Genomic DNA, 13426 nt, shown 5'->3' with positions numbered 1-13426 from the left:
GCCCGGTCCTTACTTCACCAGCTTGTCGATGGCGGCGGCGAAGGTCTCGAAGGACTGCGCGCCGCTGATGGTGGCCGCGCCCTCGTTGAGGACGAAGGTCGGGGTGGCCTCCACCTTGTACTTGTCCTGGCCGACCAGCCGGCTCTGCAGGATGCCGTCGGCCAGCGCCTGGTTGGCCATGCAGGCGTTGATGACCTGCTCGCTCATGCCGGCGAGCTTGCCGTATTGGGCCAGCGCCTTGACCGGGTCGGCGGCGCGGCTCCACTGGCCCTGGCTCTTGAACAGCACGTCGAGCAGCGGGTAGTAGCGCTCCGCCGGGGCGCAGCGGGCCAGCATGGAGGCGCGCAGCGCCGCCTGATCGAAGGGGAAGTCGCGGAAGATCAGCTTCGCCTTGCCGGTGTCGATGTAGGCTTCCTTGATCTTCGGCAGCGTCTCGGTGTGGAAGGCGGCGCAGTGCGGGCAGGTCATCGACGAATAGTCGAGGATCGTCACCGGAGCGTTGGGGTTGCCGAGCACCCGGTCCGCCAGCAGGTCGGCGGTCGAGGGCGCCGGAGCCTGCGCCGTCTGCACGGGCGGCTGCACCGGCAGAGTCTGCCCGTTCGACGGCCGGGAGCCGGCAACGGCGAGCCCAATGATCAGCGTCATGCCGACCGCGATCAGAGCAACAATGCCCAAAAGGTTGCGGTTCACTTTGGCCTCATCCCTACCAGATGTTGATGGTATAATCGAAACTCCCCTTTTGCGGCAAGAGTATGGCCCAGCCCGAGCCGGCTCCCGCCCGAAGGGGATCGCATGATGCTAGCGGCGGCGCGGTGCCGGACGCGGGCGGGCCAGCAGCGACCGCCCGAAACGCTCCAGCGTGGCCCGCAATTCCTCGTCCTCCACCGTCGCGGTGGTGGTCATCACCGACAACTCCTCGTCCATGGTCAGGTCGCGCGGGCGCACCGTGGGCTTCTGTATGGTCAGCGGGGCGGCGTGGATCAGCTTGATCTTCGCCACCGCGCGGTAGCCGAAGAAGCTGTTGATCCGCTCCACGATCTGGGGTTCCAGATGCTGAAGCTCCAGCGCGATGGCGCCCATGGCGCGGATGTGCAGGACGGCGTCCTCCCGCTTGCCGCGGGGAAAGCTCAGCTTGTCGGGGGCGGTGCGCAGGCTCAACTGGTGGCCGACGATGGACGGCCAGTCGTTGATGAGCGAGCCGAAGGCCAGCCCGCGTTTGCCCAGCGCCTTGCCGGCCACCTCGGGGACGGTCTGGCCGATACGCCGCGGTCCGTTCATGTCAAGGCTTCCTGGTCGGGGCTTTCTGGTGATCGTCCGCGCACCCTAGCGCAAGCGGACCGGACTTCGCCAGCGTGCCCGCGGGTGCCCCTTTCTCGGCAGGCCTTTATCGGCGTCCCGGTTCGCCCTATGTCTTGCCGCCATGACGACGCCTCCCCACACCGCCCCAAAAAGCGCCCCCAGCGACGCCGCCCCACGGCTGCTCTCCTGGTACGATCACAACCGCCGCGACCTGCCCTGGCGCGCCAAGCCGGGGGAGGTCGCCGATCCCTACCGGGTCTGGCTGTCGGAGATCATGTTGCAGCAGACCACGGTGCCCGCCGCGGCACCCTACTTCCGCGCCTTCACCGAACGCTGGCCGACGGTGCGCGATCTCGCGGCGGCGCCGCTGGACGATGTTCTGGTGGCCTGGGCAGGGCTCGGCTACTACGCGCGGGCGCGCAACCTGCACAAATGCGCGCAGGTGGTGGCGACTGAGCGGGCGGGGCGCTTTCCCGACAAGGAAGTGGCTCTGCTGGAGTTGCCGGGCATCGGCGCCTACACCGCGGCGGCGATCACCGCCATCGCCTTCGGCCACAAGGCGACAGTGGTGGACGGCAACGTGGAGCGGGTGATCTCCCGCGTCTTCGCCGTCGAGGAGCCGCTTCCCGGCGTGAAGCCCAAGCTGCGCGCGCTGGCTGCCCTGCTGACGCCGGACGAGCGGCCCGGCGACTACGCCCAGGCCATGATGGACCTCGGCGCCACGGTCTGCACGCCGCGCAAACCGAAATGCATGCTCTGTCCCTGGTCCGACTGGTGCGCCGCCCTTGCCGCGGGCATCCAGGAGCAGCTTCCCCGCAAGGCCGCCAAGGCGGACAAGCCGACCCGGCGCGGCGTCGCCTTCTGGCTGCTGAACCCGGAGGGGGCCGTTCTGCTGCGCCGCCGGGCGGAGGAGGGGTTGCTGGGCGGCATGACCGAGGTGCCCTCAACCCCCTGGGCCGGCCACGCGCCGACCGAGGCCGAGATCGCGGCGGCGGCGCCGCTGGATCGCTCCTGGCGGCGCCTGCCGGGCGTGGTCCGCCATACTTTCAGCCATTTTCACCTCGAACTTGAAGTTGTCGCGGCCACGGCCGGCGACGGCTGGCGGACGGCCGAGGGGCTGTGGGTTCCGGTGGACCGGCTGGGCGGGCAGGCTCTTCCCTCCGTCATGATGAAGGTGGTGCGTCACGCCCTGGCTCACGCGTAAACGGAAGATGGATGGAGCGAGATGAGGCGGCGGACGATCCTGGCCCTGCCGGCCTTCCTGGCCGGTGCGTGGCTTGCCGGGCCCCTGCGGGCGGAGCCGCCTCAGCGGGCGGAGGGCAAGGCGAAGAAGGGGCCGGCGCCCGCCGGGCGTCGCGTCGCCTTGGAACTGGTTCTGGCGGTGGACGGATCGGCTTCGATCACCGATGGCGATCTGGAGTTCCAGTTGCAGGGCCACGCCGCGGCCTTCCGCGATCCGGACGTCCGTGATGCGGTGACCGCGGGTGGCGTTGCGGCGACGCTGGTGGTCTTCTCCGGCCCGCACAGCCTGCGTGTCCTGGTGCCCTGGACGGCCCTGACCAACGCGGAGGAGGTGGACGCTTTCGCGACCCGGATCGACAAGGCGCCGCGCGGTTTCCAGGGCGACTCCACGGCGCTGGGCAGTGCCATCGGGGAATCGGCGAAGCTGTTCTCCGGCAACGGCTTCGACGCCGCCCGCAAGGTCATCGACATCGTGTCGAACGGCTTTTCCAACAGCGGCCCCGACCCCGCGGGAGTCCGCGACCGGGTCGAGCGGCAGGGAATCACCATCAACGCCCTGGCCATCCTCGACGAGTTTCCCTGGCTGGAAGAGTATTACCAGGAGAATGTAGTCGGCGGCATGAACTGCTTCGTAAAGACGGCGATGGACCGCAACAGTTTCGTCGAAGCGCTCCGGCAAAAGCTCATCCAGGAAATCGCCGCTCTTCCGGCCCCGCGCTCGATTATCGCAGCGGCTAATTTCTGAGCAACGGGGCGCAGCGTCTTCGAATTTTGGAAAATCGTCTGGAGGAATCGAGCCGGATCGGGCTACCTTACTCTTGCGTGCAAAACATCTGAGCGGTGCATCGCCTGAGATGTTCTCGGTTGGGCGCTGCGCCGCGGCTGGTGCGCGGGAACGGTGGAATGGACGATCGGATGCCGGTGGAGCCGGGCGACATCGCGGTAGCGGACATCGTGGCGGCGGCCGGCGCGGCGGTTTCCGGGAGGGGCGTCGCCCACGGCGCGGCTCCCCCCTCCGGCGCCGCGAAAGCCGGAGCGGACAACCGCTCCGGGCGGAGGCCCCGTCTGCAGACCGTGGCGACGACGCTGGCCGTCGCCATTGTCCTGGCGCTGGGGACGCTGACGGTGGTGGTCGGATCGGCTTTTCTCGGCATCCTCGGCCTTGCGGAGGAGGCGCGCACCGTCACCGTGCCGCGCGCCGGCGCCCAGCACCGCGACGCCCTGACGGTCGCCGAATTGGGCCGGTTGGCCGAAGTGATCCTGAACGGCCGCGACCGCTCCCGCCGCGCCGCCGCCCTTGACGAGGTGGAGGCGCTTGCCGGCCGCCTGACCCGGGAGGGGGCGGGCGCCAGCGCTCGTGACCCGCTTGATCAGGCGCTGAGCGCCTTGCGGCGCGGCAACCACCACGCCGACCTGCTCGACGCGCTGTCCATCGGCATCGGCGAGCAGATGGCCGGGGTGGACGACGCGCTGGCCGACGCCACGGCACTGCTGGCGGAGCCGGACAAGGCGGTCCAGGACTATGCCTTTCTCAGCAACCTGTACCACCTGCGCCGGCTCTACGGGCAGGCTGTGGCCAGCGATGCGGCGGAGCGGCTCACGCTGGTGGACAGCGAGATCATGGGGCTGCTGCGCAACCAGCAAACCCTGCTGGACAGCCTCTCCACCATGAGGACGGGACCGGCGGTTCAGCCCAACCGCCTCGCCATCGTCCTGGACCGCTTCGCATCGGCGCGCGCGGTGACCGATCTGCAGCGGGGCCGCCTGTCCGTGCTGGCCCAGGTTCGGGCGGACGGTGACCTTGCCCATCGGCAGTTGGAGGCGCTGGCCGCCAGCCTGTCGAGCGACGGCGTCGCTAGCATGGTCGGCACGATGGACCGCATGGTCGCCGATGGCCGGCGCGGGTTGTGGGTCGGGCTGGCGGGAGGAGCGGCGGTCATCCTGCTGCTGGGCGGCGTGACGGTGTTGCTGCGCCGCCAGGTGCTGGCTCCGGTCCTGCGCCTCGGCGACACGCTGCACGCCCTGCGCGAGACCCCGCAAACGGTGGTCCTGCCGCGCGCCTCGCTGGAGGAGTTCGACCGCATCGGCGCAGCGGTGGAGCGGGTCGCCGGGGCGATGAACGCGCTGCACCGCCAGACCGCCGCGTTGCGGGCGAGCGAGGGGCGGCTGAGCGCCATCCTGCGCTCCTCGCCCTTTCCCATCGTCATCGCGCGGCGCGGCGACGGGCGCATCCTGGTCGCCAACGCCTCCACCGCCGACCTGCTGGAGACCACCGGCGCCGCCCTGCTGGAGCGCGCGCTGCCGGATTTTCTGGAGACGACCGGCGACTGGGAGGGGTTCGCCGATGGCCTGCGCCGGCGCGGGCGGCTGCCGGAGGTCGAGGCGCGGCTGCGAACCGCGGAAAAGCGGCCCTTCTGGGGCGTGCTGTCGGCGACGGCGATGGATCACGACGGCGTGGAAGCGATGTTCGTGGCTCTGCGCGACATTTCCGCACGCAAATACGCCGAAAAGGCGATGGTCCTCGCGAAGGAGGAGGCGGAACGCGCGCTGCACGATCTTCGGCAGACCCAAAGCAGCCTTCTCCAGGCGGAGAAGCTGGCGTCGCTGGGGGCGCTGCTGGCCGGGGTGGCGCATGAGATCAGCACGCCCGTGGGAATCGGCGTGACCGCCGCCAGTCACCTGTCCGAACAGGTGCGGCAGTTCAAGGTCGACGTGGCGGATGGGCATCTTCGCCGTCGCGACCTGGACGAGTTCGTGAACCGGGTCGATGAGGGGGCTTCCATCATCCTGGGCAATCTGGAGCGCGCCTGCACGCTGGTGCAGAGCGTCAAGCAGGTGGCCGTGGACCAGACGTCGGAGGCGCGCCGGGCCTTCGAACTGCGCGGCTATCTGGACAGCGTTCTGAGCAGTCTGGCCCCACGCCTGAAGGGCACCGGGCATCGGGTGACGCTGGATTGTCCAGACGGGCTGGTCATGGACAGCTACCCGGGCGCCCTGTCGCAGGTCGTGTCGAATCTGGTCATCAACGCGCTGCTGCACGCCTTCCAGCCCGACGCGGCGGGCACCATCGCCATCGCCGTGCGCGCCGACGGTTCGCCCTCCGCCGGCGCGGCGGGCGTCGTGCTGGCGGGCGTCGTGCTGGACGTCATCGACGATGGCCGCGGCGTTCCGCCGGACCAGATCGAGCGCATCTTCGAGCCCTTCTTCACCACGCGCCGCGCCGAAGGCGGCAGCGGGCTCGGCCTGCACATCGTCCACAACATCGTTATGGGGATTCTCGGCGGGCGCATCGCCGTGGCGTCGCAGCCGGGGGGCGGCTGCCGCTTCACCATCCATCTGCCGCTGACCGCGTCACCCACGGCGCCGCCTGCGGCCTCGGCCGGCCGGGTGGCGGCGGTGCAGAAGGAGCCCGCTTGGTGATTCAGGCCCGGGCGCGTTCGATCTCGACGCCGACGCTGGCGGCGTCCGGAAACACGTCCAGCTTCTCCACCCGCACCTTGACGCTGGCGATCCGCTCGTCGGACAAGCATCGCTCGGCGATCCGCTCCGCCAGCGTTTCGATCAGGGTGACGTGACCCTGGCTGACCAGCCCTTTTACCACCGCCGCCATGTCCTCGCCGGTGACGCCGGGGGCGACGACGTCCAGGTCGAGGCTCAGGCGGATGCGCTGCGGCTTGATGCGTTCGTGGGCATAGACGCCGATCAGCGCATCCATGACCAGATCGCGCACGAAGCAACGGGTGGAAAGCGCCGCCGGGGCCGAACGGGGCGCCGGAGCCGTGACAGTGGCGAAGAGCTTGTTCATGGCGCACACGCCTATCACGCCGTCCCCGTCCTGCCAAGGCATGCGGGCGGCAATCGATGAAGGGCTTCAATGCCGAACTTGCGGGAACGGGGCGGCACGGAGGGCCGCCCCGCCTCAAGTCCGGCGGTGGAGATCAGACGGGGGCTTCGGAGCGGATGCGCTCGCGCAGCACGTCGATGGGGCGGAGGTCGCCGCCGTCCTCATAGTGCCAGAAGGTCCAGCCGTTGCAGGCCGGGAGCCCGGCCATGGCGGCGCCCACCTGATGGATGGACCCGCGATGCTCGCCGCGCGGGCCGGCCCCGATCAGCGTGCCGTCGGCGCGCACGCGGGCGACCACGCGGCGGCGCAGGTCGAACAGCGACGTGCCGGGGCGCAGCAGGCCGCGCTCCACCACCCAGCCGAAGGGGATGCGCGGGGCCGACCGCTTCGGCGGCGTGTCCAGGACGGCGGCGTCGGGCGCCTCCTCCACGGCCTCGATGCGGGCGGTGGCCGCCTTGGCGTAGGTCGGGTCGCGCTCCAGCCCGATCCAGTTGCGGCCCAGCCGCTTCGCCACCGCACCCGTGGTGCCGGTGCCGAAGAAGGGGTCCAGAACCGTGTCGCCGGGGCGGGAGGAGGACAGGATGACGCGGTAGAGAAGCGATTCCGGCTTCTGCGTCGGATGGGCCTTGCGGCCGTCCTCATCGCGCAGGCGCTCCGCGCCGTTGCAGATCGGCAGCAGCCAGTCGCTGCGCATCTGCAGATCGTCGTTCAGCGCCTTCATGGCGTCGTAGTTGAAGCGGTAGCGGGCGTCCTTCTCGCGCGAGGCCCAGATCATGGTCTCATGCGCGTTGGCGAAGCGCGTGCCGCGGAAGTTCGGCATCGGGTTGGTCTTGCGCCACACGATGTCGTTCAGAATCCAGAAGCCCAGATTCTGCAGCGTGGCGCCGACACGGAAGATGTTGTGGTAGCTGCCGATCACCCACAACGATCCCTCGGGCTTCAGGATGCGGCGGGCCGCGGCGAGCCAGTCCCGCGTGAAGCGGTCGTAGGTCTCGAAATCCTCGAACTTGTCCCAGTCCTCTTCCACTCCGTCGACACGGGAATGGTTCGGGCGCAAGAGTTCGCCCCCCAATTGGAGGTTATAAGGCGGATCGGCAAAGACAAGGTCCACCGATTCAGCCGGCATTTCATTCATGAGGGCGATGCAATCGCCCACGAGAATTTTGTTCAGGGGGAGCATTGACGAAACCAAAACAGCGAATCAGTCGTTGGGACAATGATTCGCCGCCGAGTCGCCGTCAACTGATTTCTTGCGCCGGAATCGCGGCGGTCAGCCGGCCCGTTCGATTTGGGCGCGGACTGGTGCAAAAGTGACTCGGTGGTGGGGCGTCACGCCGTGGCGGCGCAACGCCTCCAGATGCTCCGGCGTCGGGTAGCCGGCGTTGCGGTCCCAGCCGTACTGCGGGTGAAGCTCCGCCAGCCGCATCATCTCGCGGTCGCGCGCCACCTTGGCGACGATGGAGGCCGCGGCAATCGACTGGCTGCGCCCGTCGCCCTTGACGATGGCCTCCATCAGGCAGGACAGGGCGGGCTTGAACTTGCCGTCGATCAGCGCGACGGCGGGAGGCTCGCCGGGCAGCGCCTCGTAGGCGCGTTTCATGGCCAGCAGAGTGGCCTTGTGGATGTTGAGTTTGTCGATCTCCGCCGCGGACGCCTCGGCCAGCGCGACGGCCAGGGCGTGGGCGCGGATCTCCGGCTCCAGCGCCTCGCGGGCGCGCGGGCTCAGCGCCTTGCTGTCGTTGATGGCGCGGGCCAGCGCGTCGGGCAGGCCGCCCGCCGGCAGCACCACGGCGGCGGTGACCACGGGGCCGGCGAGCGGGCCGCGCCCCACCTCGTCGATGCCGCAGACCAGCCGCCCCTGGCCCAAGGCGATCTCGAAGGACAGATCGGGCTGCGGGCGGGGAACCTTGACGCGGACGGCTTTGGTGGTCTTGGGAGTCATGGAGAGTCGGTTCTTGCGGGTTCGGCGTGGTGGGGCAGGAGGCGTCCGCCGGACAGCTGCTAAATGTAGATGCGCGTCAGCGAGCGCAGGATGGGCGGCATCGTCTCGATGGCTTTGGCGAACTGGTCCTTGCGGATGATTTCGCAGACCGTGGCCTCCAGCGCAACGATGGTGGCGGCGCGCGGCCGGTTGGCGAGGAGGGCCAATTCCCCGAAGATGCGCCCCGGACCCAGCACGCCGAGGTCGGCGCCGTCGCGCTGAACGCCGACCGAGCCGGACTGGATCAGGTAGGCCGCCGTTCCCTCGTCCCCCTGGCGGAAGAAGCTGTGGCCGTGGCGGAACATGCGGCGGTCGGCCACCGTGGCGAAGGAATCGGAGGAGCGGATGGCGGCGCCGCCCTCCTGCCGCTCGGGCTGGGACAGGCCGTAGCTGCGGCGGATCGCGGCGACGAGGCTCTCCAGCAGGTAGGAGGTCAGCGGCGGGCAGCGGCCGCGCAGCGCGCGGAAGGTGTCGCGCGACAGTTCCACGGCCTCGACGGGCGTCAGGGCGCGCACCGTGGCGCTGCGCAGCCCGTCGTCCAGCAGCGCCATCTCCCCGACGATGGCGTTGGCGCCGACGGTGCCCAGGCGGCGCGTCCCGTCCGGGCCGTCCAGCAGAACCTCCAACTCGCCCGACTGGATCAGCCAGGCGCAGTCCCCGGCCTCGCCCTGGCGGATCAGCACGGTGTCGGCGGCGATGCGCCGCGTGGGAAGGTCGGCTCCGCTTCTGGTCATCACCGGTTCCATCGCTCCGGGCCGGGCGCCCCTGTTTTGTACAGGTTAGCGCGAATGCCGGTCCGGTTCAGGGGAATTCGCGGCGGCCAATTCACGCAACCAATCGAAGGCCTTGACGCTTGGCGGGGCGCGCCGGCTGCGCTATGCATGGCGCCCTCAAATCGAGAGGCCGGAAGTCATGACCACCACCGCCACCACCGAATGCCCCTGCCGCTCCGGCAAGCCCCTGGATGCCTGCTGCGGCCCCTATCTGGACGGCAGCGCGCCGGCGCCGACCGCCGAAGCGCTGATGCGGTCGCGCTATTCGGCCTTTGCCTGCGGGAAGATCGACTATCTGCAGGAGACGCTGCTGCCGGAGACCCGAGAAGACTTCGACCGCAAGGAGATCGAGACCTGGGCCGCCAACAGCCAGTGGACCGGCCTGGAAGTCCGTGCCACCGAGGCCGGACGGGCGGAGGACGAGGACGGCGTGGTCGAGTTCGTCGCCCACTTCACCATGAACGGCAAGCCGCAGAAGCATCACGAGACCAGCCGCTTCACCAAGCGGGACGGCCGCTGGTACTATGTGGACGGCACGCTGGGCGCCCGCCCGCGCAGCGGCCCCAAGGTCGGCCGGAACGATCCCTGCCCCTGCGGCAGCGGCAAGAAGTACAAGAAGTGCTGCGGTGCGGCCTGACCGTCCAAACTTGACCGGCAATCCGCCGATTCTCGCAGCAATTGCGATATTTTTGGTCGCCCGGTGACCGCCGGGCGGCCTTTGGCCGCTTTTTGGCCGAATCTTTCTTTCCGGCTCGCGCGATCTCAATTGAAAAGCGCTGCGGAACGGATCATCTTCGGGGGGCCATGTTCCGCCGGTTGGGGCATGGCCTATCACGACAGATGAGACCACGTATGTTCGACCGTCCGCAGCGCAACAGCTTCCGCGCTCCCGAGATCACCCAGCGCAACATCCGCGCCACCGTCAAGTGGTTCAACGCGACCAAGGGCTTCGGCTTCGTCACGCCCGAAGACGGCTCGCCGGATGCCTTCCTGCATTCCACGGTTCTGCAGTTCTGCGGACACGACAGCCTGCCCGAGGGTGCCACCATCACCTGTGACCTGTCCCGCGGCCCGAAGGGCCCGCAGGTCGCCACCATCCACGACGTCGACACCTCGACCGCCAGCGAGTCCCCGCGCCCGGCGGCGCGCGCTCCGCGCAGCGACAGCTACGGCGGCGGCTACGGCGGTGGCGGCAGCTACGGCGGTGGCGCCGGCGGCGCCGAGGAGACGGTCGACGGCACCGTGAAGTGGTTCAACGTGTCGAAGGGCTTCGGCTTCATCGCCCCGTCCACCGGCGGCAAGGACATCTTCGTCCACATCCGCGCTCTGGAGCGTTCGGGCCTGGACGTGCTCGCCGACGGCGAGCAGGTGCGGGTCACCGTCCGCCAGGGCGTCAAGGGTCCGGAAGCGCAGCGCGTCGAAGTGGTCTGACGTCGAACAGCCGGGTGTGAGGGGGCGGGGCGGACCCATCCCCACACGTCCGGTCGCGGAAGCAGCACCATTCCCATCACCGTCACGATCCGCCCATAGGGTCTGAAACGGTGCGTGGGGCACAAAGAAAAAGCCCGCCGTTCCATTGGAGCGGCGGGTTTTTTTGTTGGGCATCGTTGAATGGGGCGGGGTTGAAAGGGGCGGGGCTTACGGCCGCCCGATCAATGTGCCCATCAGGCGGGTGCGGATGGCGGCGACGGCGCAGTCCAGTGGGCGGTCGGCGTCGGGCTTCGACGGGGCGGCGGCCACGTCCGGGCACAGATCCTCAATCTGCCAAGCGCGCGGCGGTGGCGGCGGAGTGGCGTGCGGGTCGCAGGTCGCCGGGTCGGGATGCGTTTCCTCGCTGTTGTCGTTGGCCGGCTTGATCTCCAGGTTCGGCGACACGCCGAAGCAGTCGACCAGCCCGCCCGACGGGCGGAAGTAGCGGGCCGTGGTCAGGCGGATGCCGATGTCGCCGGACAGCGACGAGATGGTCTGCACCGAGCCCTTGCCGTAGCTGCGCGTGCCGAACAGCAGCGCCCGGCTGTGGTCCTGAAGGGCGCCCGCGACGATCTCCGACGCCGAGGCTGATCCGCTGTTGATCAGCAGGACGATGGGCAGCCCGGCCAGCAGGTCGCCCGGCGTGCCGGTGTAGCGGCGGTTCTCGTCCGGGTCACGGCCGCGCACCGACACGATGTCCACCGCTTCCAGGAAGCGGTCGGCGACGTTCACCGCCTGATCGAGCAGGCCGCCGGGGTTGTTGCGCAGATCCAGCACCGCTCCGGCCAGCCGGCCATGGGCCTGCCGGCGCATCTCCTCCACCGCATCGTCCAGGGCGTGGGAGGTCTGCTGGTTGAAGGCGGCTATGCGGATGTAGGCGACGTCGCCCTCCAGCCGGTAGCGCACGGGCTGGATCTTCACGATGGCGCGGGTCAGCGACACGCGAAACGGCGCGTCGGGACCGCTGTTGCCGCTGTTCCCGCTGCCGCTGCCGTTGCGGCGCATGGTCAGGGCGACCGAGGTGCCGACCGGGCCGCGCATCCGCGCCACCGCGTCGCGCAGATTCATGCCCTTGACCTGCGCCTCGTCGATACGGGCGATCAGGTCGCCGGTGCGCAGTCCGGCGCGGGCGGCGGGGGAGCCGTCGATGGGGGACACGACGCGGATCAGGCCGCTGTCCTCGTCCATCGTCACCTCGATGCCCAGCCCGCCGAACTCGCCCTGGGTCTGCTCCCGCATGTAGCGGAAATGCTCCGAGTCGAGAAAGGCCGAGTAAGGGTCGAGGGAGGTCAGCATCGCGTCCAGAGCCGCCTCGGTCAGCGCCCGGTCGGTCGCCCCCGGCTCCTCCTTCTTCTTCTTCTGGAGGCCGGCGACGGCCTTTTCGACCAGAACCTGCGGCGTGCCCGGCTTCACATGTTCGGCCAGCACGCGGCGCAGGACGTCGGAGAAGAGGAGATAGTTGCGGTCCGCCGGGGAGGGGAGGCTGGAGGTGCCCTTGGCCTTCGCGAATTCCTGCCGGTAATGGTCCAGCGCGATGCTGGTGTCCGCGCGGGAGGCGGGCACAACCGCGCAGGCGGGTCCCATCGCCACCATCAGCAGCAACAGCGCCGCCAGCAGTTTCGCCATCCTGCGCCCCTCTTGACTGACCGGCCCGGCCGGCGGAATCAAAGCCATCAACGCGACTGCAAGCCTTATTGTACCAGGGGTTTTGCCTGCCGGACGCCCAAGGCCGGTGCATATGTGCGTTTGTACAGCGGAACATGGCCTTCCGGCCGGTCCCGCCGGTCGTCCATTCGCAACCTAGCACGTTGACCGGGCAATCTCAAATCCTGCCCCCTGGTGCCGCGGGACCCGTCGCCTCGCGCTGGATAGGATGTATGTCTCCACCCGTCGCGCCGCCACTCTCCGGGCGGGGGAGAGCGCCGGCGCGGGGATTCTACGCCTTAATAGGCACCTTTTCCGCTGAGCATCACGCCGACCGTGCGCAGCAGGATGCGGATGTCGCCCCACAGGCTCCAGCCCAGCAGATAGGCGGTGTCGAGCTGGACGCGCCGGCCATAGTCCACGTCGTTGCGGCCGCTGACCTGCCACAGCCCGGTCAGGCCGGGGCGGCAGCGCGTGTAGAAGGGGAAGCAGACGTGATAGCGCGCCACCTCCTCCTGCACGATGGGGCGCGGGCCGACCAGGCTCATGTCGCCGGTCAGGACGTTGAAGAGCTGCGGCAACTCGTCCAGGCTGGTGCGGCGCAGGAAACGGCCGATCCAGGTGATGCGGGGATCGTTGCGCAGCTTGCGCGTGGCCTCCCACTCGGCGCGGGCCTCCGGGTCGGATTCGATCAGCTTCTCGAAGACCTCCGGCGCGTTGACCACCATGGAGCGGAATTTCAAGCAGGTGAAGTCGCGGCCCTCCGTCCCGATGCGCCGGTGGCCGAACACCGCAGGGCCGCCGTCCAGCGTGATCAGAAGCCCGACGATCAGCATCAGCGGTCCGAAGAACAGAATCAGCCCGACCGCCCCCACGAGGTCGAAGGCCCGTTTCACCCGGTTGCGATGCAGCGGTGCCGTGGCCGGCAAGCGCGCGACCAGCTCTGCGGCGGACGCCGTGCCGGCGAGCGTCGCCGGCTCCAGCGGTGCAGCACCCAACTGGATGGACTGCGGAATACCCATCGATCCCCCGTACTCACAATTCGGCTGGCGGAAACACGACCGCCTTCCGGGGGAGGCAACGCGTGAGGCGCGTCCGAGGTCCCCCGGCTGGGCCGATCCGCCGCAGTTCCATTGCGGTACGCCGGGTGGCGGCGGCGGGGCTGGCGGGGTG

Annotated in this window: 13 protein-coding genes; 5 read left to right on the top strand and 8 right to left on the bottom strand. The window is 69.4% G+C overall.

Annotated features, from left to right (window positions below):
* Positions 1 to 9: 9 nt before the first annotated feature.
* A complete protein-coding gene (locus tag ABAZ39_RS21680) occupies positions 10 to 690 on the bottom strand; it encodes a DsbA family protein (RefSeq protein ID WP_247881680.1) in 681 nt (226 codons plus the stop codon).
* 108 nt (positions 691 to 798) lie between these two features.
* On the bottom strand, positions 799 to 1278 hold the full coding sequence (locus ABAZ39_RS21675) for a DUF721 domain-containing protein (RefSeq protein WP_014198352.1): 480 nt from the start codon (positions 1276 to 1278) through the stop codon (positions 799 to 801).
* A 142-nt stretch (positions 1279 to 1420) separates the two neighbouring features.
* Here ABAZ39_RS21675 and mutY point away from each other — a divergent pair, with 142 nt between their 5' ends.
* The 3 genes from mutY (at position 1421) to ABAZ39_RS34580 (ending at position 5961) form a co-directional block, all read left to right on the top strand.
* On the top strand, positions 1421 to 2503 hold the full coding sequence (gene mutY / locus ABAZ39_RS21670) for an A/G-specific adenine glycosylase (RefSeq protein ID WP_040134864.1): 1083 nt from the start codon (positions 1421 to 1423) through the stop codon (positions 2501 to 2503).
* Positions 2504 to 2524: 21 nt separating this feature from the next.
* The gene (locus tag ABAZ39_RS21665; RefSeq protein WP_040134862.1) at positions 2525 to 3286 is read left to right on the top strand and encodes a DUF1194 domain-containing protein; all 762 of its coding nucleotides are present in this window, start codon (positions 2525 to 2527) and stop codon (positions 3284 to 3286) included.
* Positions 3287 to 3444: 158 nt separating this feature from the next.
* Positions 3445 to 5961 carry a PAS domain-containing sensor histidine kinase gene (locus ABAZ39_RS34580; RefSeq protein WP_051658338.1) on the top strand — a complete coding sequence of 839 codons (2517 nt, stop codon included), beginning with the start codon at positions 3445 to 3447 and terminating at the stop codon, positions 5959 to 5961.
* 1 nt (position 5962) lies between these two features.
* On the opposite strand, the gene ABAZ39_RS21655 is transcribed toward ABAZ39_RS34580, so the two are convergent.
* The 4 genes from ABAZ39_RS21655 to ABAZ39_RS21640 form a co-directional block, all read right to left on the bottom strand.
* Entirely contained in the window at positions 5963 to 6346 is a 384-nt protein-coding gene (locus ABAZ39_RS21655; protein WP_040134860.1) for a dihydroneopterin aldolase, read from the bottom strand.
* 133 nt (positions 6347 to 6479) lie between these two features.
* Entirely contained in the window at positions 6480 to 7565 is a 1086-nt protein-coding gene (locus tag ABAZ39_RS21650) for a site-specific DNA-methyltransferase (RefSeq protein ID WP_040134857.1), read from the bottom strand.
* 90 nt (positions 7566 to 7655) lie between these two features.
* Positions 7656 to 8327, bottom strand: a complete 672-nt coding sequence (rnhB, locus tag ABAZ39_RS21645; protein ID WP_040134855.1) for a ribonuclease HII — start codon at positions 8325 to 8327, stop codon at positions 7656 to 7658.
* A 59-nt stretch (positions 8328 to 8386) separates the two neighbouring features.
* Positions 8387 to 9100 (bottom strand): cyclic nucleotide-binding domain-containing protein, encoded by a 714-nt coding sequence (locus tag ABAZ39_RS21640; protein WP_040135822.1) that lies wholly within the window; start codon positions 9098 to 9100, stop codon positions 8387 to 8389.
* 178 nt (positions 9101 to 9278) lie between these two features.
* On the opposite strand from ABAZ39_RS21640, the gene ABAZ39_RS21635 reads away from it, so the two are divergent.
* On the top strand, positions 9279 to 9776 hold the full coding sequence (locus tag ABAZ39_RS21635) for a YchJ family protein (RefSeq protein ID WP_040134853.1): 498 nt from the start codon (positions 9279 to 9281) through the stop codon (positions 9774 to 9776).
* A 215-nt stretch (positions 9777 to 9991) separates the two neighbouring features.
* A complete protein-coding gene (locus tag ABAZ39_RS21630; RefSeq protein ID WP_040134852.1) occupies positions 9992 to 10570 on the top strand; it encodes a cold-shock protein in 579 nt (192 codons plus the stop codon).
* Positions 10571 to 10777: 207 nt separating this feature from the next.
* Here the strand turns inward: ABAZ39_RS21630 and ABAZ39_RS21625 are convergent, their stop codons facing one another.
* Both ABAZ39_RS21625 and ABAZ39_RS21620 read right to left on the bottom strand, forming a co-directional pair.
* Entirely contained in the window at positions 10778 to 12235 is a 1458-nt protein-coding gene (locus ABAZ39_RS21625; protein ID WP_040134851.1) for a S41 family peptidase, read from the bottom strand.
* A 317-nt stretch (positions 12236 to 12552) separates the two neighbouring features.
* Positions 12553 to 13275 (bottom strand): sugar transferase, encoded by a 723-nt coding sequence (locus ABAZ39_RS21620; RefSeq protein WP_051658337.1) that lies wholly within the window; start codon positions 13273 to 13275, stop codon positions 12553 to 12555.
* Positions 13276 to 13426 lie beyond the last annotated feature (151 nt).

The organism is Azospirillum argentinense, from assembly GCF_000632475.1.
In the GTDB taxonomy this organism is placed as follows: Bacteria; Pseudomonadota; Alphaproteobacteria; order Azospirillales; family Azospirillaceae; genus Azospirillum; species Azospirillum baldaniorum.
Note: the sequence above shows the minus strand (reverse complement) of the source record. Positions and strands in the feature narration are given on the sequence as shown.